The 21978-nt window shown below is 68.3% G+C and carries 18 protein-coding genes; 6 read left to right on the forward strand and 12 right to left on the reverse strand.

Going from position 1 to position 21978, the window contains the following annotated elements; translation table 11 throughout:
* Window positions 1-153: 153 nt before the first annotated feature.
* A complete protein-coding gene (locus KSF81_RS05100) occupies window positions 154-1428 on the reverse strand; it encodes an acyl-CoA dehydrogenase family protein (RefSeq protein ID WP_217378053.1) in 1275 nt (424 codons plus the stop codon).
* A gap of 505 nt (window positions 1429-1933) precedes the next feature.
* Between KSF81_RS05100 and KSF81_RS05105 the strand changes: the two genes are divergently transcribed.
* A complete protein-coding gene (locus KSF81_RS05105; protein WP_217378054.1) occupies window positions 1934-3517 on the forward strand; it encodes a winged helix-turn-helix domain-containing protein in 1584 nt (527 codons plus the stop codon).
* A 177-nt stretch (window positions 3518-3694) separates the two neighbouring features.
* Here the strand turns inward: KSF81_RS05105 and rpoD are convergent, their stop codons facing one another.
* Window positions 3695-5587, reverse strand: coding sequence for an RNA polymerase sigma factor RpoD (gene rpoD, locus KSF81_RS05110; protein WP_217378055.1), 1893 nt, complete (start codon window positions 5585-5587; stop codon window positions 3695-3697).
* A gap of 329 nt (window positions 5588-5916) precedes the next feature.
* Here rpoD and KSF81_RS05115 point away from each other — a divergent pair, with 329 nt between their 5' ends.
* The 3 genes from KSF81_RS05115 to KSF81_RS05125 all read left to right on the forward strand — a co-directional run bounded on the left by KSF81_RS05115 (window position 5917) and on the right by KSF81_RS05125 (window position 8522).
* Window positions 5917-6420, forward strand: coding sequence for a phasin family protein (locus KSF81_RS05115; protein WP_217378056.1), 504 nt, complete (start codon window positions 5917-5919; stop codon window positions 6418-6420).
* A gap of 190 nt (window positions 6421-6610) precedes the next feature.
* Complete coding sequence (locus KSF81_RS05120) at window positions 6611-6955, forward strand: hypothetical protein (RefSeq protein WP_217378057.1); 345 nt, start codon at window positions 6611-6613, stop codon at window positions 6953-6955.
* Window positions 6956-7109: 154 nt separating this feature from the next.
* The gene (locus tag KSF81_RS05125) at window positions 7110-8522 is read left to right on the forward strand and encodes a DUF2382 domain-containing protein (protein ID WP_217378058.1); all 1413 of its coding nucleotides are present in this window, start codon (window positions 7110-7112) and stop codon (window positions 8520-8522) included.
* A 265-nt stretch (window positions 8523-8787) separates the two neighbouring features.
* On the opposite strand, the gene KSF81_RS05130 is transcribed toward KSF81_RS05125, so the two are convergent.
* Window positions 8788-9213, reverse strand: coding sequence for a hypothetical protein (locus KSF81_RS05130; protein WP_217378059.1), 426 nt, complete (start codon window positions 9211-9213; stop codon window positions 8788-8790).
* Window positions 9214-10366: 1153 nt separating this feature from the next.
* Here KSF81_RS05130 and KSF81_RS05135 point away from each other — a divergent pair.
* Entirely contained in the window at window positions 10367-10909 is a 543-nt protein-coding gene (locus KSF81_RS05135; RefSeq protein ID WP_217378060.1) for an MBL fold metallo-hydrolase, read from the forward strand.
* Here the strand turns inward: KSF81_RS05135 and KSF81_RS05140 are convergent.
* Window positions 10861-11688, reverse strand: a complete 828-nt coding sequence (locus KSF81_RS05140) for an IS6 family transposase (RefSeq protein WP_217378061.1) — start codon at window positions 11686-11688, stop codon at window positions 10861-10863. The genes KSF81_RS05135 and KSF81_RS05140 overlap by 49 nt on opposite strands.
* A 245-nt stretch (window positions 11689-11933) precedes the next feature.
* Here KSF81_RS05140 and KSF81_RS05145 point away from each other — a divergent pair, with 245 nt between their 5' ends.
* Window positions 11934-12851, forward strand: a complete 918-nt coding sequence (locus tag KSF81_RS05145) for a LysR family transcriptional regulator (protein ID WP_217378062.1) — start codon at window positions 11934-11936, stop codon at window positions 12849-12851.
* An 11-nt stretch (window positions 12852-12862) separates the two neighbouring features.
* Here the strand turns inward: KSF81_RS05145 and KSF81_RS05150 are convergent, their stop codons facing one another.
* From KSF81_RS05150 to KSF81_RS05185, 8 genes are all read right to left on the reverse strand, one after another.
* The gene (locus tag KSF81_RS05150) at window positions 12863-14275 is read right to left on the reverse strand and encodes an MmgE/PrpD family protein (RefSeq protein WP_217378063.1); all 1413 of its coding nucleotides are present in this window, start codon (window positions 14273-14275) and stop codon (window positions 12863-12865) included.
* Between the two features lie 168 nt (window positions 14276-14443).
* Complete coding sequence (locus KSF81_RS05155) at window positions 14444-15427, reverse strand: tripartite tricarboxylate transporter substrate binding protein (RefSeq protein ID WP_217378064.1); 984 nt, start codon at window positions 15425-15427, stop codon at window positions 14444-14446.
* Window positions 15428-15468: 41 nt separating this feature from the next.
* Window positions 15469-16440, reverse strand: a complete 972-nt coding sequence (locus KSF81_RS05160; RefSeq protein WP_217378065.1) for an electron transfer flavoprotein subunit alpha/FixB family protein — start codon at window positions 16438-16440, stop codon at window positions 15469-15471.
* Window positions 16437-17237, reverse strand: a complete 801-nt coding sequence (locus tag KSF81_RS05165; protein ID WP_217378066.1) for a hypothetical protein — start codon at window positions 17235-17237, stop codon at window positions 16437-16439. Before KSF81_RS05165 ends, KSF81_RS05160 begins: the two co-directional genes overlap by 4 nt.
* A 13-nt stretch (window positions 17238-17250) precedes the next feature.
* Window positions 17251-18624 carry an FAD-dependent oxidoreductase gene (locus KSF81_RS05170; protein WP_217378067.1) on the reverse strand — a complete coding sequence of 458 codons (1374 nt, stop codon included), beginning with the start codon at window positions 18622-18624 and terminating at the stop codon, window positions 17251-17253.
* Window positions 18625-18632: 8 nt separating this feature from the next.
* The gene (tcuA, locus tag KSF81_RS05175) at window positions 18633-20195 is read right to left on the reverse strand and encodes an FAD-dependent tricarballylate dehydrogenase TcuA (RefSeq protein ID WP_309139478.1); all 1563 of its coding nucleotides are present in this window, start codon (window positions 20193-20195) and stop codon (window positions 18633-18635) included.
* Window positions 20196-20382: 187 nt separating this feature from the next.
* Complete coding sequence (locus tag KSF81_RS05180) at window positions 20383-20964, reverse strand: cysteine hydrolase family protein (RefSeq protein WP_217378069.1); 582 nt, start codon at window positions 20962-20964, stop codon at window positions 20383-20385.
* Between the two features lie 24 nt (window positions 20965-20988).
* Window positions 20989-21975 (reverse strand): tripartite tricarboxylate transporter substrate binding protein, encoded by a 987-nt coding sequence (locus tag KSF81_RS05185; protein ID WP_217378070.1) that lies wholly within the window; start codon window positions 21973-21975, stop codon window positions 20989-20991.
* Window positions 21976-21978: the final 3 nt, after the last annotated feature.

The raw sequence follows: 21978 nt of genomic DNA on the forward strand, positions 1-21978 counted from the left end.
CGGGCCCCGGCGTGCCGGTGCGGTGGGATTCTAGAACCGCGTAGAGGGCTGGGTGGTGCGGCGTCGACATCCCCAGCCGCCCTCCCACGCGCGTAATGTGACCCAAGTCATGCTACTTGCCGAAACGACAGCGATGCGCATCATTTTCCCGATTCATACCCGAGCCGAGACTAACAGGTCGTGGGCGGCCTTCCGCGGTGAAGCGGGCATGGCATCGGCAGCGCTCGGAGCCACCTGCAAAGATCCGTTCGGCACCACAGCCGCCGTGGCCTCCCAGCCGATCGCGTAGAGGCCCTCAAGCGCTACGGACCAGGGCGGCCGCAGGAAGCCAGCGGCGCGCACGTCCTCGAACCAGAAGCCGAGCGGCGAATGGCGGGCGTAGGCTCCGCCCCCGGCGATGCGGCAGAGCCGCGTCATGATCGACTCCGCCAGCGTGGCCAGATTGGCCTTAGCCATCTGCGCATCGCGCCGCGACCGGCCATGGCGTTCCAGCGTATGCAGGGCGCCATCATAGGCTTGCTGCGCTAGCCACGCCTCGCGCTGGGCCATTACCCACTCCACTTTTTCAAAGGCGGGCAGTGTTGAAGCTGGCGCGCCGCGAGCGCGAAGTTGGCTGTCCATGTAGGCCATGGCTGCATCCACCACACCAAGGATGACCGCGACGAAGAGGATCGTGGAACTGCCGCCGTGGCCTTCAATTACCTGGCGCCAATGCCCCGGCCAGGCCATTTGCGCTGCCGGGAAATCGCGGAAAGTGAAGCTATGGCTGTTGGTGGCCGCCATACCGTGCCCGTCCCATTCAGCGCGCAGTGCCATGCCGGTGGAGCCGTCCCACGGCACGCCCCGCATGTCGAAGACGAACCAGGCGGGCTCCGCCTCACCCTCTGGCAGCGCGGTCGTGATCATGCAGGAGGTGACGCCAGAGCCGGAGCCGAAGTGCTTCTCGCCCGTGATGCGCCAGCCACCAGCGGCGGCCGCATCGCGCCGTGCCACCGCGCGGGTGTTGCCGATGTCGCCGCCACTACCGGGCTCCGAGGTGATCGTGCCCCACCAAGCACCGTCGAGCGCGGTCACGAAGACATCCCGGCGCTGCGCTTCCCAGACCTCCGCACCGGGCTGGTCAGGTTGCACCTCGGCGTCCCGCCAGAAGGAGAGCACGGCAGGATGCATCGAGGCCGCGAGCGCGAGCGAGGGATCGCCGCCAGCCAGGGCTCGATAGGCCTCGGCGAGGATACGTGCGGAGCGGCGCGGGCCCTCCCACAGACCTCCATGGGCGATTGGGATGCACGCCTCATGGAAGCCGATCTCACGCAGCCGCTCGAAGTCTACCGGGTTGAGCTGGCGGCTGCGCTGGCGTTCAGAGCGCTGTGCCGCCAGCTCGGCCGCGAAAATGCGGGTTTGTTCAAGCAGTGCATCGCCGTTCTTCATGGCATCCATCCTTCGGATCCAGTGTTGCTCGGCCCCAGGTAGGGTCATCCGGACGGGGTTGCCGCCATAAGCTCGGGTAGCTCTGGGCGGTACCCGAAGCGGCTCACGGGCGCCACATGATCCCGCCATGACCCCATACCGGCGCATGTGGCGTCTCCTCGGGGAGGAGGCCGATATCACGGAGCATGTGCGGGTTCAGCCGGGTGCTGCCCGTCGCCATCCGTCGCGGTGTCGGGGGCAAGACAAAGGCTTGCAAAAGGCGGGCCCACGCGGCGCACCAGGGACTGGCGTCTGCCGGACAGTCGGTCGGCACTGCAGTGAACCGGGTCGGCACGGTCTGGGCCTGGCTCATGGTGGCCTCCTGGGTCGTGACACGGCCGACGCTGCGCCGGCCGCGCTGGCACCATTGCGTACAGGGCTCAGAGGTGTCCTGATGGCTTGCTGAAGGCGCGCGGATATCCTGTGTATGCTTGGCTGAGGAAATGGCGATCGGCTGGTAGGCCAAATGACTGAGACGGTAGCAGGCCAGGTTCTGCACTTTGCCGACGTCGTGCTCGACAGTGCGCGCGGCTGCCTGCGCGATCTGAAAGGCGTAGAGATCCCGCTGGCGCCCAAGCCCTTCAACTTATTGGTGGTGCTGGCCCGCAACCCGGGTCAGACCATGAGCAAGGACGCTCTGCTCGACGCCGTCTGGCCAGGCGTGCACGTAACCGAGGACAGCCTGTTCCAGGCGGTGCGTGAAGCACGGCGCGCGATCGGGGACGAGGCCGGGCGCCTGCTACGCAGCGTACCGCGGCGCGGCTACCTGCTGGATGCGGCGGTGGCCTTGGGAACCACGCCGCCAGTCGCAGAAGCCCAACCGGCATCGTCTATTCCGGCAGCGCTTGCGCCACCGGCGGACCGGCCCTCCCTGGTGGTCCTGCCATTCCAGAACATGAGCGGTGACGCCGAGCAGGAGTATTTTGCGGATGGCATGGTGGAGGAGATCACCACGGCGCTGTCACGCATCCGCTCGCTCTTCGTCATCGCCCGCAACAGCGCCTTCACCTACAAAGGCCGCGCCGTCGACATTCGCCAAGTCGGCCGGGAGCTGGGTGTCCGATATGTGCTCCAGGGCAGCGTGCGCAAAGCAGGCGGGCAGGTGCGGATCGGCTGCCAGCTCATCGAGGCCCAGATCGGCCACACGGTCTGGGCCGAACGCTTCGACGGCCACGTCGCGGACGTCTTCGCCCTGCAGGACCAGGTCACGGAAGCCGTCGCCGGCGCTATTGAGCCGAGCCTCCGTCTGGCCGAGATCGAACGGGCCCAGCATAAGCCCACCGAGAACCTCGACGCCTATGACTTGTATCTGCAGGCGCTGCCACACCACTACGCCAACACCCAGCAGGACAGCGACCAAGCGCTGCTGCTTCTGGAGCGCGCGCTCCTGCTCGATCCCTCGTTTTCCATGGCCAAAGCCTTTGCGGCATTCAGCATGGAAAAGCGAGGCATCCAGGGATGGGGAGAGCCGGGCGAACGAGAGACGGCCATCCGTCTCGCGCGCGAGGCGCTCGCGGATACCCGTGACGATCCGGCGACGCTGCGCTGCGCTGCGCACGCAATTGCCTCTTTGGCTCACGATTATGACCGTGCGCTCACAGCGATTGAGCGCGCGTTTTCCATAAACCCGAACTCGGCTCAGGTTCTGGGGAGCGCGGCTTGGATACTGACCTATGTCGCGCAGACGGATCGAGCCATTGCGCTCTTCGAGCGGGCAATCCGGCTCAGCCCCCTTGACCCGGAACTGACGTACTTCTTCTCGGGTCTTGGGATTGCCTATCTGCAGGCGGACCGCTTTGAGGACGCCCTCAAAGCCGGTCAGATGGCTATTCCGCTGATGCCCGACAGGGCGACCGGTCATCGCGTTGTCGTCACGGCGCTCCAAAGCCTTGGACGGCATCAGGAGGCCCGTGCAGCGGCCATACGATACATGGCCGCGAACCCGTCCGGCGCCCGCGTCTTCGCGGACCGGATCTCGGCCCTGTTTACGGATGAGAGTTTCACATCCCGACATATCGCGGCATTGCGGGGGGCAGGTTTGCCGGAGTAGATGGGGCACGTGTACCCATCCGAATGCGCAGTCCCGTTCCGGCCATTCCATCGAAAACGGATCCACTAACTTCGACAAACCAAGCGCAGCCGGCTGCTCTACATCCCAATACCATATCCAGATGAATAGCCTTCGATCTCGAGTTGGCCTTGATGTGGTGGCCTGGCGGGAGCCGCTCTACTCGAGGAAGCTGCGAAGCACCCGCGCGCGGCCCGGATGCTTAAGTTTGCGCAACGCCTTGGCCTCGATCTGGCGGATGCGCTCGCGCGTCACACTGAACTGCTGCCCGACCTCTTCAAGGGTATGGTCGGTGTTCATGCCGATGCCGAACCGCATGCGCACGACCCGCTCCTCACGTGCGCTCAGGCACGAAAGTATCTGGGCGGTTGCATCACGAAGGCTGGACTGGATGGCAACATCCAGAGGCATGACAGCGGTCCTGTCCTCGATGAGGTCACCAAGCTGGGTGTCCCCCTCCTCGCCCATCGGTGTCTCCAGGCTGACCGGCTCCTTGGCGATCATCAGCAACTGCTGCACCTTTTGTAGGCTCATGCCGAGGCGCGCTGCGAGTTCCTCATCGGTCGGCTCCCGGCCCAGATCGTTGAGCATCTGACGACCGCTACGTACCAGCTTGTTGGCCGACTCCGTCATATGGACCGGCACACGGATGGTGCGCGCCTGATCGGCGATGCCCCGGGTCATGGCCTGCCGGATCCACCAGGTCGCGTAAGTCGAGAACTTGAAGCCCCGGCGGTAGTCGAACTTGTCCACCGCCCGCATCAGACCAATGTTGCCCTCCTGGACAAGATCCAGGAACTGTAGACCGCGGTTCCGGTATCTCTTGGCGATAGCGGCGACGAGCCGCAGATTGGCCTCGATCATCTCCCCCTTGGCCTGCACCATATCGCGCTCGCCCCTGGAGACCGTCGCCTGGATGCCACGGAACTCCGCGAGCGGCAGGCCCGCCGTCTCCGCGACCTCGACAATCCCAGCCCGCAGCTCCTTGATTTCGACGGCGCCGCGCACCGCGAACGTCTGCCAGCCTTTGCCCCGCCGCGCTCTGGCGACATCGAGCCAGCCCGATGCGGTCTCGACGCTCCGATAGACGGCGAGGAAGTCCTCACGCTTCACGCCAGCCGCCTCGGCCAGTCGGAGCAGGCGCCCCTCGGCCGTGGTCAGGCGCTTGTTCAGTACTCTTACCCGCTCAACAAGATCCAAGACCCGGTTGGCGTGCAGGCGGACACCTCCGACCAGCGCGACCAACTCGTCACGGCGCGCGGCGTAGGCGGCCTCCTCCGCGGCCGAAAGTGTCCCGCCCCCGGCATATGCCCGCATGCGCCGGGCCTGAAGCTCGCGGAGGCGGCCGTGCGCAGCGGCGATCATCTCGAAGGCTGCGAGCGCCTCGGGGCGCAGCCTCTCCTCCAGCGCCGTTGGGAGGGTGTTCGACTCTTGCTCTTGGGTAGCGCCCTCGGGGGCCTCTTCCTCGAGAGGCTCGTCACCGGCCGCATCGGCAACCGTATCTGCGCCGAGAGTTGCCTCGAGGTCGATGATGTCTCGCAGCAGCATCTTTCCGGCCTTGAGATCCCCATGCCAGCGCAGGAGGGCTTCGAAGGTCGTCGGCAGTTCGCAGAGGCCGCCAATCATCATCTCGCGCGCCGTCTCCATTCGCTTGGCAATCGCAACTTCGCCCTCGCGCGACAGCAGGGCATGGGTGCCCATCTCGCGAAGGTACAGCTTGGTGGGGTCGTCGGTGCGGGCGTGATCACCCCGCAAGTTACCGCCAAGGCTGTCCTCTCCGACTGCGGGGGAGGGAGGCTCATCCTCCTCGTCGCCAGCCTCGACCACCTCGATCCCGAACTGGGTGAGTAGGCTCATCGCATGCTCGATCAGGTCCGAGGAGATCTGCTCGGGCGGCAGCGCCACCGCGACCTCGGCCTGTGTGACATGGCCATGCTCCCGCGCACGGGCCAGCAATCGCCCCAGTGCCTCCGCATCCGCGCCTGGTAAGGCCGTGAGCAGCATCTCCTCGCGCTCGTCCACCACCAAGTCACCCGCTTCCGCCACTGTCATGCCAACCCGCTCCGTCGCTGCCGCCCTGCACTAGGGACAGATTACCCCACCCGACTGCCGAGCTTGGGCCGGATAGAACTACTCTGTGGAAGCCCAAGGCCGCCACGCTGTCCATCAGCCTCCAGCACGCCGTGCCAACGAACGGGCGTTCCGGCGGGGCGCACCGCGAGCGACTGGCACGAGCTGGAGTGACCAAGCAGAGGAATTGCTGCACTGCACAAATCCCTTGCTTTTGTTCGTTTGAGAGCTTAGGTCTGCGAAATGCTGCATTGCAGCAATTCGGCGCCAGTGAGGTCGCCGAACCGGCCTCTTGGCGAAGGATCACGACTATGACGGCTCAGAACACGATGGATCGGACGGCGACGACCTCCAGGATGGCAGCGGATGGCATCGCCGCCGTCCAGCAGGTTGCTGCCGAGAGCACGGCTCAGGTCCGCGGGCTCATGGAGAACGGCTGGAAGCCAGCGGCTGAGGCATTCTCCAAGGCTACCAGCGGCGCGACCGAATTCGGCCGCGGCAACCTCGAGGCGGTGACGCAGTCCACGCAGGCCTACCTGACGGGCATGCAGGACCTCAGCCGCCAGTATTTCGCGGCGATGCAGGGCCTGACGCAGCATGCCGTTGAGGGCGCCAAGGCGTTTGCCGGCGCGAGGAGCCTGAAGGACGCCATGGCGGTCCAGGCGAACCTCGCCCGCGCATCGGTCGAGTTGGCTCTCGGCGAGGGCACGAAGCTGCAACAGGCTGCTCTGAAAGTCACCGAGCAGGTCTATGCCCCGCTGACGCAGCGCACGACGGCGGCCCTCGGGCAGACGAAGTTCGCGCGCGCGGCCTGATCGGAGACGGCGAGGGGTGGTGTCACCCTTCGCCCCGACGAACGGATGGGATGATCTGCCTGATCATGCCACCGACTGCGGCCCATAGCTGGGCCGACGCCGTGATCGGCAATGCCGTGGCATTGATGGGTGGCACGAGCGGCCTGAGCTGCCCACCAGCGCTGCCGCCGTGCTCGAGCGGACTGAGGAGATGACCTTCGGCTCAGCCCTGCGGCAGGAGCTGCGATCGCTCGCGCTGGCGCAGCGCCTGCTGGCCGATCTGCCCTCCGCGCCAGGTGTTCTGGCCCGTCTGCGGGATGCCCGGCTGCACGTGATCGGGGCTGAGGAGGAGTTCCGCGCGCTCAAGATCGGCAGCCACCAGGACCCCAGCTGGGCCTTTCTCCAGGAGATGCGAGCGCTTGGCCATAGCGCGGCCGAACGCTGGCTCACGGCGGATCTTGCCTCGGTCGGGATCCGCTCGACGCTGGACCTGTCCGGCTTCGCCGGGCCGGTTCTCGAGCCACAGATCAGCACGCAGTGGATGGGCGCGCTCTAGCCGGGCGGGATCATCTCAGTGCGGCGTACCGCACGAAAGGCGCCCGTGCTTGTAGCGCGGGCGCAGCAAGGCCGTGCCTGGAACCTCCCGGAATGGCACGACGGCCGCGGCCACAAGACTCTTATGGGGCGGTCGTTGGCACTTTCGCAGTTCAGTGGCGTGGTCGTTCCGTTTGCTGCGGTGCAACTTCGCACTTGCTCATGCGCTTGCATGTTGCAGCACGGCAAAGCTTTTCCCCAGAACCGGATTTCCCAAGCTCCTCGTGAGCTGCCGGGTGCGGGCGCCAGTTCCCCATTTTCATGTCGATATCACTTCAAATCGCCACGGAGCTTGCTTCGTGGCAGCCAAGGAATTCACGATGAACCTCCGAACCCTGATGCAGTCCGGCCCCGCCAAGGCGAACGAGCTGTTCGCCAAGCTGTCCGAAACCTCGGATGGCGCGGTGAAGACCCGGGAGAAGCTGTTTGCCGAGCTGAAGGCCGAGCTCGAGCTCCATGCCAGCCTCGAGGAGCAGCACCTCTTTCCCGTCCTCAGGCGGAATGCCGAGACCAAGGAACTTGTCGCCGACGCAATCCGGGACAACAAGGAGCTGCGGACGAAGCTCGGCGAGCTCGATGCGTTGCCGAAGAACGACGAAAGCTTCCCCGAGCGGCTGAAGGATCTGCAGAAGACCTTCCGGCAGCATGCGCGCGACGATAAGCGCGAGCTTCTGCCGGCGGTGCAGCGGGCGTTGAGCGAGGAGCAGGTGCAGAACGTCGCCGAGAAGATGGAAGCGGGCCTCGCCGAGGCCGAGCAGGCGAAGCAGGACGAGGCGGAGGAGCGGCGGGCCAAAGCTCGGCAGGAGCGTGAAGAGGCCGAGTTCCTGGCCCGGCAGGCCGAGCTGCGGGTCGAGCAGAGCCAGGCCGCCGAACGCCGCACCCGCGAGGCGGCGCGGCAGGTTGCCGACGCGGCACTGGCGCCGGTGCAGGCCGCCGCCGAAACCGCGCGTCAGGTCACTCGCCTGGCGACGGGGGCTGCCGAAGTGACCAGCAATACTGGGCGGCGTGCTCCGGCACTGGCGCCGGCATCAGCATCAGCACTGACGGATATGTTCATGTGGCCCTGGATGGGCGCGCTGCAGAGCATGCAGCAGGCCGGCAGCTCTGTCGCCGCCAGAGGGCCTTCCGGCATGGAGGAGGTGATCCCGCTTGGCGAGGAGGTGCTTGAGGTCAGCAAGCGCACGGAGAACCGCGGCACGGCACGGATCCGCCGCTATGTCGTCGAGACCCAGGCCGAGGAGCAGGTCACCCTGCAAAGCGAGAAGGTGGTCGTGGAGCGCCGCCGGCCGGCAAACGACAAGGTCACCGGCGACATCCTAACCGAGATGACGGTGGAGGTGATTGAGACGGCCGAGGTCCCGGTGGTCGAGAAGCGGGTCCGCCTGCGGGAGGAGATCGTCGTTCGGACCGAGCGCACCCAGCACGTCGAGACGGTGCAGGAGACTGTCCGCCGGGACGAGGTGGAGATCCAGCAGCCCAGCCGGAAGCAGGGTGGCCAGCAGCTTCGCGCTGTTTCCGCAGAAGGCTAGGGCCGAAGGCAGCCAAGGTGGGACGGGCCCCTGCGGTCGAGCAGAGGCCCGCCCCACCCGGCCCCCACGTCATGCGTGTCCGGCCCCGGAGCGCCCCGGTCATCGGCTTATCGCCGGTTGTCGATTCAGTCGGGTCCTCGATGGTGTTCGAACCCGGTCAACGCGCCGCGGAACAAGAGCCCCGACCTGCTGGAGGAGCATAGGCCACCACCAGCGCCCGGGGGTGGACCGAACCCGGCCTGGACCTTCCAGCAATCGCAACCGATCATCCGCCGTCCGCAAGATGCCGGCGTGCCTCGGTGACCTGATGCCGATCGGTGGCGTCCGCCACCAGTCCGGCCGCGGAGAACGCCTTGAACGCGGCATCCACCTCCGCCGCGGCGGCGTGCAGGCCCTTCTCCATCCGCAGGCCAGGGCCGGCCCAGAACGCCTCGGCTTCGGCTGCCGAAAGGCCCTTCAGCTGGCGATGGGTCGCCAGCAGATGCCCCTGGCCGGCCTGGAAGGTCAGCAGGGCCCGCCGCAGCCTGTCCCGGACCGTGACCTCGTCCCGAGCCGTCATGGGCCCCCCCTCCGGCCTCTCCGGCCCAATCTGCTGCGCGGTGGTGGCCGGCACCCCCAAGCGGGCGGCAGCGGTTTCCAGGAGCCGCACGTCGCCTTCACGCCATTGGCGCCGGATCAGCAGCTTCTCCACCTCGTGCGCTGGAATCCCAAGGATTGCGCCGACCGTCTCGGCGGCGGCTTCGGTCCCTCTCTCTTCCAGCACTCGGCCGATGGCCATCCGCAGGCGCAGCGCCGCCAGCCGATCTGCGTCCCGCGCCCGCCGCTCCACAGCGGAGAGCCTGGGCTTCGCTGACGGCATGTCCTGATCATTCACCCTAGCCTACCCCTATTCCGGCACCGCCTTCATGTGGTCCGGCAGGTGGCCCTCATCCAGCCAGGTATCGAACGGAAGATAGGTGGTCCCGGGCTGAGGTGGTCCCTGGATTTCGGACAGGCGGTTAAGCTTGGTCTGCCTGCGAGAAGGACGGACCCGGATAACTGGCATCTCCACCTCCGCCTCTAATAGCTCGAGGGCCTGCTGGTGGGCCCCTGCCAGTTCAGCCCCGAGCAGCCTCCCGCTCCGCCTCGGCCGCCTGCCGCTCCCCGGCCATCTGGGCCCGCTTGTATCCCAAGGCATCGCGGAGCGCCGACGCCTCGCCCTCGGCCCGGCCAAGGCGCTGCCGGAGACGCATTCGGACGGTGCAGGCGTAGACGGATCGGGAGCTTGATCGGCGTACACGCAGCGGTAAGGTCCGGCCCCGCTGGGCAGGCCATCTACCGGGGCAGCAACCACCCGGGAGACCGGTCTTCGAATTGCCTTGCCGCCCAGTCCCAATAGGCGGACGCTATCTCTCATCGTCTCTGGCATCCGCGGCAAAGCCGCCAATGCCACGCGTCGGGCCTTCGCTGTCATCCCCGGGAGAAGGCTGCCATGGCCATCATGCGCAGGCTCGAACCAGTCCTGGGCTTGCTGTGGGCGTGGGCAGCGATGGAGCGGCTCAGCAAGCTCCGCCGCGGCACCTGATGGCTGGAGCCCGACATGAGGCCGTTCCGGGCGGTGAGGCTGGGCATTGAGGCGACGCGGCTCTTCGTCCCTGTGGCGTTCACCATCGGCGCTGCCGGCCCGACAGCGCAGCCGAAGCGCCTTCGGATGAACCTGGCGCTGTAACGCAGGGCGACGCCCGGCGCATCGCCGGCACCCTGCCGATCCCGCTGCCGCCGAGCTGGTGCGGCGGCATTCGACCCGAGTGCATCCTCCATATCGAAGAGAAGGTGCCTGCGCCCTCATCCAACAGGAGCTTCCCATGACATCGTCGCTGCGCCGTCGTGATCTTCTCAGGACTTCAGCAGCCATCGCCGGTGCTGCTGCGTCCGGTCTCACTTGCGTGGGGATCGCGAGTGCGGCGCCGATTGCCGTGCCAACAATCGACAGGCTCTCGATCCGCGTGTTGATCGATCAGCAGCATGACCAGTTTCTGCCGTCGAGCACAGTCAACGGTGTCGTTCACGAGGGACCGGGGCCGGGCCGCAGCTCTGACGCACGCAACGTCCTGCACAATCAATGGGGCTTGTCGCTCTTCCTGGAATCGCAATGCGAGCAGGAGCAGCGGACGATCCTGCTTGACTTCGGCTACACCTCGCCGGCGATCATCAACAACATGGGATTGTTGAGGGCGGACCCGTCCAGGATCCAGGCGCTGATCGTCAGCCATGGCCACATCGACCACTACGGTGGCCTCGTCGGTTCTGTCAGCACTCACGCCAACCCTGACCTCCCGAGTTGGAGGGCGAGTTCCGCCTACGCTGCCTCGAGGATGGCGCGCACAGCAGTGGCACGACGGAGGTGAAGCAGGCGGCGGCGATTGGCGGGGACGTGCTGGTTGTGGCGGCTCTGGAGGCGGAGGAAGTTGCGGAGTTCGTCATAGCTGCGGCAGAACCGCTCCGCTGAATCGAAGCTCTTGAAGCCGCGCATACATCGGATCCGGCCTTTCACGCCGCGATGATCTTGTTCCAGTCTATTGTTCTTGTAAGCGCTGGTGCGATGGACAACCCGCCGGCCGAGAGTGCTGCGGATGGCTCGCGGGTAGGAGCCGTGCCCGTCCGTGGTCACCTGGTTGGGGACTTGGCCGGTGGCCGACTGTGCCGAGCGGAAGAAGGCCTGGGCCGCCGCCATGTCCCGGTGCTCGCTCAGCATCGTGTCCACGAGGTCACCATTGCGATCGATGGCGCGATACAAATAGCACCAACGTCCCCGCACCTTCAGGTAGGTTGCGTCGATATGCCAGCGACGGCTGCGGGGGCCGCCCCTGCCGTGCCGCCGCTGCCGGAGTTCGCCGGCCAGGATGGGCGCAAGCTTCGCTTCCCAGTCGCGCACAGCTTCATGGCTGAAGACGATCCCGCGCTGGAGGAACATCTCGCTGAGGTCGCGTAGGGTCAGGCGGTAGCGCAGCCGCCACAGCACCACCAGCGCGATGACGTCGCTCGGGTACTGCGCCCGGTTCAGCAGGCCGGCGCTCCGCTCGTTGAACTGCTTCCCGCAATCGCGGCAGCGGAACCGCCGATAGCCCTGGGCGGTGCAGTCCGGCCGCTCAGTGACAGCGGACGAACCGCAGCAGACGCATTCCATTCCCGAGACCCTGGCCAGTATTCAGCAGGCCCGGAGCCTACCCGCCGCTGCCCGGGCGGCCAAACCAAGCGTCGCGGGCGCGAAGCCTGACAGAACCGGCCGGAGCTAGCGCGTCAACCCTCTGCCAAGTTCACAGTGCCGTCCTGATTGCGCCCTTGCTGGGCCATGCTCTTGTCCGTGGCTGCTGGAAGGCTGAAACTGCCACCCGCCTCACGCCGGAGCGGGGGCGTGGAGAAAGCAGTGCCATGGACCGGCTCCTGGCAATGGAGGCCTTCGTGCGGACGGCGGATACCGGCAGCATGTCGCGCGCCGCCACCCAACTCGGCATCGCAAATGCCTCGGTCACCACCCTCATACGCAGGCTCGAGGACCATCTCGGGGTTATCCTGCTGCAGCGCTCGACCCGCTATGTTCGGCTGACCGAGGAGGGAGCGCGCTATTACGAGCGCTGCCGCTCCATCCTGGAGCAGATCAGCGAGGCGGAATCCGTCCTGACCGAGCGGGAGCGTGGCGTGCTGCGGCTGGAGACGCCGATCGCCGTCGGCCACCTGGTGCTCGGCCCCGCGCTGGCGAAGTTCAGCCGGCTGCATCCGGATCTGCGCGTCATCGCCAGCCTCAACAACGAGGTGGACAACCTCATCAAGCGCGGTGTGGACGTGGCGATCCGGATGCAGGCCGTCGAATCCGGGGAACTCGTCGCCCGCCTGATCTACCGCGCGCGCTACATCCTGTGCGCCGCACCCTCCTTCCTGCAGGAGCATGGCGAGCCGGCCTCGCCGGCGGAGATCGTGCCCAGGCAGTGCCTGGGCTTCGCCGGATCACCCAGCGGCGACCTGCGCATCTGGAACTTCCGCAAGGGCGAGGCGCATCATGCGGTGCGGCCGGAAGGCAATCTCTTCTTCAACAGCACCGATGCGCTGCTGCAGGCCTCGTCGCATGGCGCCGGGTTGATCTACGTGCTCGATGTGCTCGCCGAGGGCGCCTGCCGCAGGGGGGACCTGGTGCGGCTCCTGCCGGACTGGGAGACGGACGAGCAGACCTTCTACGCCGTCTACCTCCGCACCAAGTTCACCCCGCCGAAGGTCCGGGCGCTGGTGGACTTCCTTGCCTCGCATTTCGGGACCGCCGGGGATTCCGCGCCGATCCCGATCCGCCCGCGCTGAGACAGTCCGGCTCATTCCCTGCTGCGCGGCAGCGCGGCCAGAAGCTCCTCTGCCGTGCCCTGCTGGAGCGTGCCGAGCAGGCGGTCCCAGATCAACGCGGCATCGGCGCCGTGGCCGGCATGATGCATGCAGTCCAGGAACTTGGTCCGCACGCCTTCCGCATCCAGCACGGGCGCGGCGGTGCGGCGGACGGTCACGGAGCCACCGGGCCCTTCCGCCGTGATCTCCGCCGGCGGGTGGCCGGGCTTGTCGGGCATGGTCTCCATGATGTCCACGCGCTGCGCGAGGGCGAGCGCCTCGGCATCGCGCGTCACCTGAGGGCCAAGCGTCCCGAGATCCACGCGTCCATGGGCGAGCGTGAAGGCAACCATGAAGGGGATGCTGTACTTGGCATCCTGCAGCGTATCCGGCACGCGCCGCCCTTCCAGCGGGCGGCAGAGCTTCGCCGCGGAGGCATTCACCGCGACGGTGATGCGCCCGCTCCTTGGCGGCCCGCCCAGCTTTTCCCGCAGTGCCAGCGCCGCGGCGACGTAGGGATGGGAAAGGCGGCAGCAAGGCCAGGGCTTCACCTCGGTGGCGAGCCAGGTCCAACCGGGGCGATCGAGCAGGACGGCGCGCGTGACGGGGCCGGGATCAGCGCCGAGATAGATGCGGAACATGCCCGCAGCGCCGTCGAGCGCCGTCTCCGGCCCGCTGACGCCGGCGCGCGCGAGCAATGCCGCCTGCACTCCGCCCATCGCGGCAAAGGCCGGATAGATGGAGCGTGCGGTGGAGCCGACCCCGAAGCCGGCCTCCTTGCCGCCGGCGAGTTGCATGTAGGCGAGGCCGAGCGCAGAGACGATCCGCTCCTCGTCCATGTCCAGCGCGATGCAGGCCGCGACGCAGCCACCGAGATAGCCGAAGAGCTGGGTGAGGAACCAGTCGGAGCCGGGCCCCTCGCCGCCGGGAGAGCAGGCCTCGCCGAGGCGGCACATCACCTCGTTGCCGAGCGCTATGGCGGAGAGCGGGCGCGCCGTATCCGCGCGGGCAGGGCCGCCGACGGCGAGCGTGGCATAAAGCGTAACAGTGGTGGGATGCAGCCGCGCCACGTCGTGGATGTCGTCATAGTCCAGCGCATGGGCCAGCGCGGAATTGACGAAGGCGGCGGAAGCGGGCGGCAGGCGCTCCCTGCCGCCGATCACCGCGCTAGCGCCGCCTTCGGCGCCGAAGGACATGGCCTCAATCACCTCGCAGCAGATCGGCAGCACGGGCCGCGCGGCAACCGCGATGCCAAGGCTGTCGAGCGCGTGGAGTTGCGCCCGTGCGAGCACCTCCGATGGCAGCCCACGGCGGTGCCGGTCAAGGACCAGGCGCGCGAGGGCGCGGCTGAGCGGCGGTGCCGAAACGGGACTCTTCACGTTCGTGGTCGCGGCGCTGCTTCGCATGTCGGCTTCCCTCCCGTCAGCGTGCATGATAAAGTTCGAGCCCGAGCTCCGGCCAATCCATGGCGAGCATCTCCCCTATACATGCCCGTTTCTCGTGCGACGCAGAAGGCTGGCGGTCGCGCGACGCGGCGGTCCTCGGTTCCACGGCACGCCGCAGGACCGCCGAAGCTACTCGTCCGCGCGCGCGCCGGAGGCACGCGCGACCGCGCCCCACCGGTCCCACTCGCTGCGGATAAAATCCTGCGTCGCCGCCGGCGTGGGAAAGGTCATTGTCTCAAGGCCCTGCGACGCGAAGCGCTCCCTCGTCTGCGCCGCGGTCGCCGCATCGGTAAGGGCGCCGTGCAGCCGCGTGAGCACGGGCGCAGGCGTGCGGGCCGGGGCCAGCACGGCGACCCAGTTCACCGCCACCACGCCGGGCACGCCGGATTCGGTGAAGGTCGGCACGTCGGGCAGCAGCGCGGTGCGCTCGTTCGACATGACCGCAAGCGCGCGGAGCTTGCCCTCCCGGATCAGGCCGTAGATCGCGGCGAGATCCACGATCACCCCATGCACATTGCCGCTCAAGGTGTCGGTGGCGGCGGGCCCGCCGCCGCGATAGGGCACATGGGTGATGTTCTGGCTCACCTCGCGCCGCAGGATCTCGATGGCGAGATGGGCGAGCCCGCCGCTGCCGGAGGAGGCGACGTTCACCGGTCCGCGCCGCGCCTGGGCCAGGAACTCCTGCAGGTTGCGCGCCTGCGTGCCGGGGCCGACTGCCAGCACCGAGGGCGTGGCTGCGACGGTGGTGATGGCGGCAAAGTCATTGCCCGTGTTGTAGGAGACATGCGCGCTGGTATGCGGCGCGATGACCAGCGGGCTGGAGCTGGCGAGGTAGAGCGTGTAGCCGTCCGGCGCCGAGCGCGCGACGAATTCCGCCGCAAGCGTGGCGTTCGCGCCGGGGCGATTCTCGATGATGACAGGCTGGCCGAGCAACTCCTGCAGCCGCGGCTGCAGGATGCGCGCGGTCACGTCGTTCGAGCCGCCGGGCGGGAAGCCGATGATGAGCCGGATCGGCCGGCTTGGATAGTCCTGCGCCCGCGCATGGGCGGCCGGCAGGGCCAGGCTCATGGCTGCACCCAGCACCAGGCGACGCGACAGGCAGATCTGCGACATGGCCAATTCTCCTTCCTTCCTCTTCCCGCAGACCGGCGCCTTCAGCCGTCGCGCAGCGTTGCAATGAGCCGCGGCAGCACTTCCTGCCACGGGGCGAGGAGGCCGACCTCCGCAACCCGGAAGATGTCTGCCTCGGGATCCGAGTTGATCGCCGCGATGCGGCTGTGCGGCGCGATGCCGGCGAGGTGCTGCGGCGTGCCGGACATACCGACGGCCAGATAGAGATCGGGCGCGACGAAGGCGCCGGACTGCCCGACCTGCTGCGACACGCTCGCCCAGCCGGCATCCACCGCCGGCAGGCTGGCACCGGTCGCAGCGCCGAGCATGTCGGCGAGTTCGCGGAGCAGCGCGAAGCCCTCCGGCCCGCCCATGCCGCGGCCGCCGGAGACGACGATCCGGGCGGCGTCCACGCGCTTCGGGCGGTCGGCAGCGGCCGGCAGGACCTCCGGCCGCGGTGCATCGGCGGCGAAGGGAATGGCGAGGTCGGCGCGCCGGATCACGGGATCGGCGGCCGGCTTCGGTGGTGCGGCGGGCCGGCGCATGGTGGCGATGCAGCGCGGCGCCCCGGTCTCCAGCACCAGCTCCGCGCGGCCGCCATAGGCGGCGCGATGCGCGATCAGCCGGGCACCATCCTCCACGATCCTGCCGCAGCGGCCGAGCGGCACCGCGTCGAGCCGCATGGTCAGGCGGGCGGCGAGTTCCTCGCCAACCGCCCCGCCGGGCAGCAGGAGCAGCATCCCCCGCGCGTCCTCCGCCAGCAGGCCGGCAAGCAGTTCGAGCCAGTGCTCTGGCTGCGGCGGGTCGGAGAGGCCGGAATCGGTGACGAGGGTGATCTCGGCCGCACCCTCGCGCGCCGCCTGCGCCGCGGCCGCCTCCGCATCTTCCGGACGCGCAAGCAGGATGGCCTCCGCGCGGCCGGAGCCGGCAAGCTCCGCCGCGGCCGCGACGGCGCCGAAGGGGTCCGTCAGGGCCGGCTCGCCGAGCAGCACGACGGCGACGATCCGGCGCATCATGGAGCGGCCGCCTGGCGCCTGGCGCGAAGATAGGCGGCGAGCTCCGCCACCTGCGCGTCGACCGGGCCGGATAGGATGCGGCAGGCACCGGCGCCACGCTGCGGCGGCGGCACCACTGCGAGGGAGCGCGCGACGACGGCGCGCGGGATCGCCCCCGCTTGCGGCGTGACCACCTCGACCGGACCGCGCTTGGCGAGCATGACGTTCTTCATCAAGGGGTGCCGCAGCCGGTTGCCGCGGTCATTGGTGATGCTGACCAGCGCGGGCGGCGGCAGGCGCAGCAGCTCCTCGCGCGGGCCGCGGATGCGGTGCGCGACGAACCTGCCATCGGCGATGGCGACCGCATGGGCGAGACCGCAGAAGCGCCAGCCCTGCGCCTCGGCCAGGGCGGCGGGCAGCACGCCATCATCGCAATCGCCGAACTCCCGCCCCATCAGCACCAGATCGGGGCACCCGCAGGCGGCGCCCACCGCCAGCCCGAGCAGCCTGACCGCCGCGCGCGGATCCCACGGCGCCAGGCCGGAGGTGTCGAAGCGGAAGGCGCGGTCCGGCCGGAACGCCGCAACGCCGCGCAGCAGCGCGTCGGAACCGACATCGCCCGGCAGCACCGCCGTGACGCGCACCGCCGGGTCGGCGTCGCGCAGCTTCAGCGCGGTCTCCAGCGCCGCCTCGTCAAAGGGGCTCAAGCGCCGCGGCAGCCCGCTCTCATCGGCCAGTTCCGTGCCCGGGCGCAGGCCGAGACGGTCCAGCCGCCATTTCGGGTCCACCACCCCGGCCAGCAGCACGACGACCTGCATCGCGCCCCGCCCCTCAGCCCGCCGCCGCGCCGAGCGCGGTGCGCGCGGCGATGCGCCCGAAGACCAGCGCCTTCCCCAGCGCGGAGCCGGTCATATAGGCATTGCCGTGGAAGCCGCCGACCACCTCGCCGGCGGCGAGCAGGCCCTCGATGCGTTCGCCGAAGACGTCGATGACATGCATCGCCGGGTCCACCCGCAGGCCACAATAGGTGCCGTAGACAGCGGCGGTGGAGGGATAGGCGTAGAAGGGCGCCGTCTCGATCCGGCGCAGGGCGCCGTGGTTGTGCACCAGGTGCTTCCGGCCGAATTCCCTGTCCTCGCCCGAATCAACATAGGCATTATAGTCGGCGACGGTCTTCGTCAGCATCTCCTCGGGCACCTCGATCTGCCGCGCCAGTCCCTCCAACGTGTCGGCCTGGATGAACAGGCCCTCCTCCAGGCGGCGCTCGAAGTCGAGGATGCGCACCTCGTTGTCGCCGCTGCGCAGGATCGGCTCATCCAGGATCTGGAAGGCGGCGCCATAGGGCTGGCGCAGGCAGGCGGCGCCGAGCAGCTTGTAGGAGAGGGATTCGTCCACGAAGCGGCGCCCGTCCTGGTTCACCGCGATCGCGCCCTTGTAGACACAGAGGCAGCTGTGGTTGTTCAGCTCATCGGTTGGGTGCTTGCCGAAGGTGCCCTTGATCTGCGCCATGTCGCGCAGATCGGCGCCGAGCGCCCAGGCCATGCGCAGCCCGTCACCGACATTGCCCGCGCCGCCGACGAAGACGGCGTGCTCGCAATCCGGCGCGAACTGGCGGACCAGATCCGGGTTGCGGCTGAAGCCGCCGCTGGCCAGGACAACACCGTTGCGTGCGCGGATGTCGATAGGTCCATCCCGCCCCTCGGCCAGCACGCCGGTGACGCGGTGGGCCGCCGGATCGTGCTGCAGGCGCCGCGCGGCGGTTTCCACTAGCAGGGTCACCTTGCCCGTCGTGCGGCAGCGTGCCGCCAGCAGGCGCACCATGTCGGCCGGATCCACCGTGTGCACGCGCGGCACCGACTGGCCGGAGGAGGCTTCCAGCGCCGGACTGAACACCTGGCCATGCGCCTTCAGCCAGTCATAGGTCTCCAGCTGATGCGTGGCAAAAGCGGCGATCAACGCCGGATCGGCATCCGTGCCGCCGAGCTGCTTCAGGTCGTTGGCCAGCAGCTCGGCGCTGTCCTCGATGCCCTGCTCGCGCTGCATTTCGGTGCCGGCAAAGGCCAGGCAGCCGCCGCTCATCGCGGAGGAGCCGCCCGTCTCGGGCTGCTTCTCCAGCACGAGCACCGTGGCACCGCGCTCGGCGGCTTCCAGTGCGCAAGCGAAACCGGCAGCGCCACCACCGACGATGAGGATGTCTGCTTCCATGCTCTCCATCACGCCCTACCCGTGTTGCCGGCCCGCGCCGCATGGGCCGCTGCGCCGCTGCCCGCGAGGCGGCCGAAGACCGAGCCGGACATCAATCCGGCGCCGCCCGGATAGCCTGTGTAGTAGAGGCCACCGACCATCTCGCCGGTGGCGAAGAGGCCAGGGATCACCGGCCCGTCCTCGCTGACCACCTGCGCGCCCTCATTCACGCGGATGCCGCCATAGGTGCAGGTGACGCCGCAGGTGATGCCGATCGCGATGAAGGGCGGCTTGGTCAGCGGGTTCGCCCAGTTCGTCTTGGGCACCTTGAGGCCCGCCGTGCCGCGCCCGTCGCGGATGTTCGGGTTGAAGGGCACATCCGTGCGCACGGCGGCGTTCCACTCGCGCACCGTGCGCAGGAAGCCCTCGCGGTCCAGGTCGCCCATCTTCTCGGCCAGTTCCTCGATCGTGTCCGCCTGCACCTTGGTGATCTGGCGGATGCGGTACTCATCGGAGAGAAGGTGCGCGACCTGCTGGTCGAAGATCTGCCAGGCGAGGCCGGAAGGCTGCTGCAGCACGGCCTTGCCGAGCGTGGCGTAGATGTAGTTGCGGAAGTCGGCGCCCTCGTTGAAGAAGCGCTCGCCATGCAGGTTCACCATGATTCCCATGGGGAAACCGTTCTTCTGCTGCCCAACCAGGCCGAGTTCGCCGAATTCGGGCGCGCAGCGATCATAGGCGACGGAGTGGCAGCCGGACCAGTGGCCGTAGGACATGGCGCCGGCATCGCGCGCCATCTGGATGCCATCGCCGGTGTTGAAGCGCGTGCCGCGCGGCTTGGCGAGGTCCCAGTCCGGGCCGAGATAGCGGGCGCGCCACTCCGCATTCGCATGGAAGCCACCGCTGCCGAGCACGATGGCCTTTGCGCGCAGTATGCGGCGCTTGCCATCATGTATTACCTCGACCCCGTGTATGCCGTCATCGCCGGCTAGCAGCCCGACCGCGCGTGAGTTGTAGAGAACGCGGATGCCGCGCTTCCCGGCCGAGGCAAAGAGCATGTCCATCAGGCCCCGGCCACCACCGACGGCCTCCACTGTCAGGCCGCCCCAGAACTTGAATCGGCCATCCACCTTAAAGGCTTGCCGACCATAGATCGGGACGAATCGCACCCCCTTCTCGCGCATCCAGACCATCGTCCCGAGGCTGCGGTCCACCAGCACCTCAATCAGGTCCGCATTGGCGCGCCAGTTGGACAGGCGCATGCAGTCGTCGAAGAAGGTATCGCGCGTGTAGGTGCCGAAATCGGTCATCTCGATCTCAGCATCGGTGAGGTCGGGGATGATGCGCTTCAGGTCTTCGGCGTCCTCATAGACGGTGCGGAAGGCGCCGCCGCTATGGGCGCTGTTGCCGCCGCGGTCGCCCTCCGGCGCGCGCTCCAGCACCAGCACGCGGGCCCCGGCCTCCTGTGCGGACAGTGCCGCGCACATCGCCGCATTGCCGGCGCCGACCACGATCACGTCGGCCGCCTCGACTGTGTCCGTCCTGCCCATCGCCGTGTCCTGTCGCCGTTGATCCTTGGCGCCGCATCGCGGCACGACGGGACGCTACCGGCTAGCGGTGTGCGAGGTCCAGACGCATGAACCATGCCATCCGCGAAAACTCCATTCACGACCGCGGAGGATCGGCGGGCCACCGAAACGCAAGACGCCCCGAACCCGAAGGTCCGAGGCGCCGGAAGGTGGAAGGGCCAGGGCGCGCCGTATCGGGCGCGCCCCGCCGGGATCAGCCGGAGAAGTCCACCGTGTCGGAGGTGGTGAAGGTGGCGAAGCGCTGCAGCACGCGGATCGCCGCCTCATGGTCCTCGGCCGTCGGGGAGGCGCAGCAATCCTCCAGCACGGTCACGACATAGTCGCGATCATGCGCATCCCGCACCGTCCCCTGCACGACGGCGATGGTCGAGACGCCGGAGCAGAAGATGCGCTGAATGCCGTGCGCGCGCAGGATCGCTTCGAGGTTCGTTGCATAGAAGGGGCTGACGCGGTGCTTCACGATGTCGAAATCACCGGGCTGCGGCGCCAGGTCCTTGTGCACCTCGGTCCCCCAGGTGCCGAGCTTGAACAGCCCGTGCTGCTTCGCCCCGCTGAAGATCGCCGAGGTGCTCGGCGCCTCGCGATAGTCGGGGGAGAAGCCGACGCGGACATAGCCGATCGGCACGCCGGCGGCGCGCGCCTTGGCAATGGCGGCGGCGGTGCGGGGGATGATGCCGCGGGCACGGACCTGCGCGCCGAGCGGGCCCTTGCCGTTGGGCCCCTCCTCCGCGACCAGGTCGTTCTCCATGTCGAGCACCAGGTAGATCGAGCGCATGTCGTTCTCTCTTCTCGTTAAGAGTCAGTCGTCGAGGCGGACGTTCAGCCGCGCGACGCGGGCACGCCAGATCGCGTCCTCTTCCTGCAGGTAGGTAATGAAGCGCCTGCGCTCAGCAGTGTCCGCGATCAGCCCGTTGGGGGTGAGGAAGTCAAGCGCCTCCGGCTTGCGGACGAAAGCCTGCGTCTCCTGTGCGATGCGCTCCGCGATCGGCTCCGGTGTGCCGGGCGGGGCAAGGATGGAGAGCCAGAGATCGCCCGTCAGGTTGATGCCTTCCTCGGTAAGGGTGGGCACCTGCGGCACGGCCGGGAAGCGCCGTGCCGTCGCGACGCCGAGGATGGGCAGGCGGCCGCCCTGCGACAACGCCACCGCGACCGGCAGCATCATCGAATCCACCTGGTCGGAGAGCAGCGCGGTGACGGCCGGCGCGGCACCCTGGAACGGCACGTGCTGCATCTCCGTCCCGGTCTCGAACTTGAAGGTCTCCATCATCACCTGCGAGGTGCTGGCGATGCCCCAGGAGGCGAAAGTGAGCGAGTTCGCGGCGCGGCTCTTCGCGAGATCCACGAACTCCCGCACGCTGCGCGTACCCAGGCCGGGCCGCGTGACGAGCGAGAATACCAGCCGCGCCACGGCCGAGACCGGGACGAAGTTCTGCGGCTGATAGGGCAGGCGGCGGTAGACGACCGGGTTGACCGAATGGGTATCCGCCGTGGTGAAGATCAGCGTGTGCCCGTCGGGTGCCGCTTGCTGCACGGCTTGCGAGCCGAGGATGCCGTTCGCACCCGGTCGGTTCTCCACCACCACGGGCTGGCCAAGCCGTGGCGTAAGCTCGCGCGCGACCCAGCGCGCCACGAGATCGGTCGCGCCGCCCGGCGGATAAGCGACGACTAAGCGCACAGGGCGGGTGGGTGCCCAAGCCTGCGCGCGCGCGACGCCTGGCAGGGCGAGCAGTCCGGCCGCCGCGAGCAGGACGCTGCGGCGCGGCGTGTGGTTGGTTTTCCTCTGCATGGC

This window comes from Siccirubricoccus sp. G192 (assembly GCF_019084075.1).
In the GTDB taxonomy this organism is placed as follows: Bacteria; Pseudomonadota; Alphaproteobacteria; order Acetobacterales; family Acetobacteraceae; genus G192.

What these genes read in the sequence shown, in the direction of transcription:
- KSF81_RS05135 (WP_217378060.1), top strand. Translation starts at nt 10,367, where the DNA reads ATGACATCGTCGCTGCGCCGTCGTGATCTTCTCAGGACTTCAGCAGCC.
- rpoD (WP_217378055.1), bottom strand. Translation starts at nt 5,587, where the DNA reads ATGACAGTGGCGGAAGCGGGTGACTTGGTGGTGGACGAGCGCGAGGAG.
- KSF81_RS05170 (WP_217378067.1), bottom strand. Translation starts at nt 18,624, where the DNA reads ATGGAAGCAGACATCCTCATCGTCGGTGGTGGCGCTGCCGGTTTCGCT.
- KSF81_RS05145 (WP_217378062.1), top strand. Translation starts at nt 11,934, where the DNA reads ATGGACCGGCTCCTGGCAATGGAGGCCTTCGTGCGGACGGCGGATACC.
- KSF81_RS05165 (WP_217378066.1), bottom strand. Translation starts at nt 17,237, where the DNA reads ATGCAGGTCGTCGTGCTGCTGGCCGGGGTGGTGGACCCGAAATGGCGG.
- KSF81_RS05185 (WP_217378070.1), bottom strand. Translation starts at nt 21,975, where the DNA reads ATGCAGAGGAAAACCAACCACACGCCGCGCCGCAGCGTCCTGCTCGCG.
- KSF81_RS05105 (WP_217378054.1), top strand. Translation starts at nt 1,934, where the DNA reads ATGACTGAGACGGTAGCAGGCCAGGTTCTGCACTTTGCCGACGTCGTG.
- KSF81_RS05155 (WP_217378064.1), bottom strand. Translation starts at nt 15,427, where the DNA reads ATGTCGCAGATCTGCCTGTCGCGTCGCCTGGTGCTGGGTGCAGCCATG.
- KSF81_RS05150 (WP_217378063.1), bottom strand. Translation starts at nt 14,275, where the DNA reads ATGCGAAGCAGCGCCGCGACCACGAACGTGAAGAGTCCCGTTTCGGCA.
- KSF81_RS05100 (WP_217378053.1), bottom strand. Translation starts at nt 1,428, where the DNA reads ATGAAGAACGGCGATGCACTGCTTGAACAAACCCGCATTTTCGCGGCC.
- KSF81_RS05115 (WP_217378056.1), top strand. Translation starts at nt 5,917, where the DNA reads ATGACGGCTCAGAACACGATGGATCGGACGGCGACGACCTCCAGGATG.
- KSF81_RS05120 (WP_217378057.1), top strand. Translation starts at nt 6,611, where the DNA reads ATGACCTTCGGCTCAGCCCTGCGGCAGGAGCTGCGATCGCTCGCGCTG.
- KSF81_RS05180 (WP_217378069.1), bottom strand. Translation starts at nt 20,964, where the DNA reads ATGCGCTCGATCTACCTGGTGCTCGACATGGAGAACGACCTGGTCGCG.
- KSF81_RS05140 (WP_217378061.1), bottom strand. Translation starts at nt 11,688, where the DNA reads ATGGAATGCGTCTGCTGCGGTTCGTCCGCTGTCACTGAGCGGCCGGAC.
- KSF81_RS05160 (WP_217378065.1), bottom strand. Translation starts at nt 16,440, where the DNA reads ATGATGCGCCGGATCGTCGCCGTCGTGCTGCTCGGCGAGCCGGCCCTG.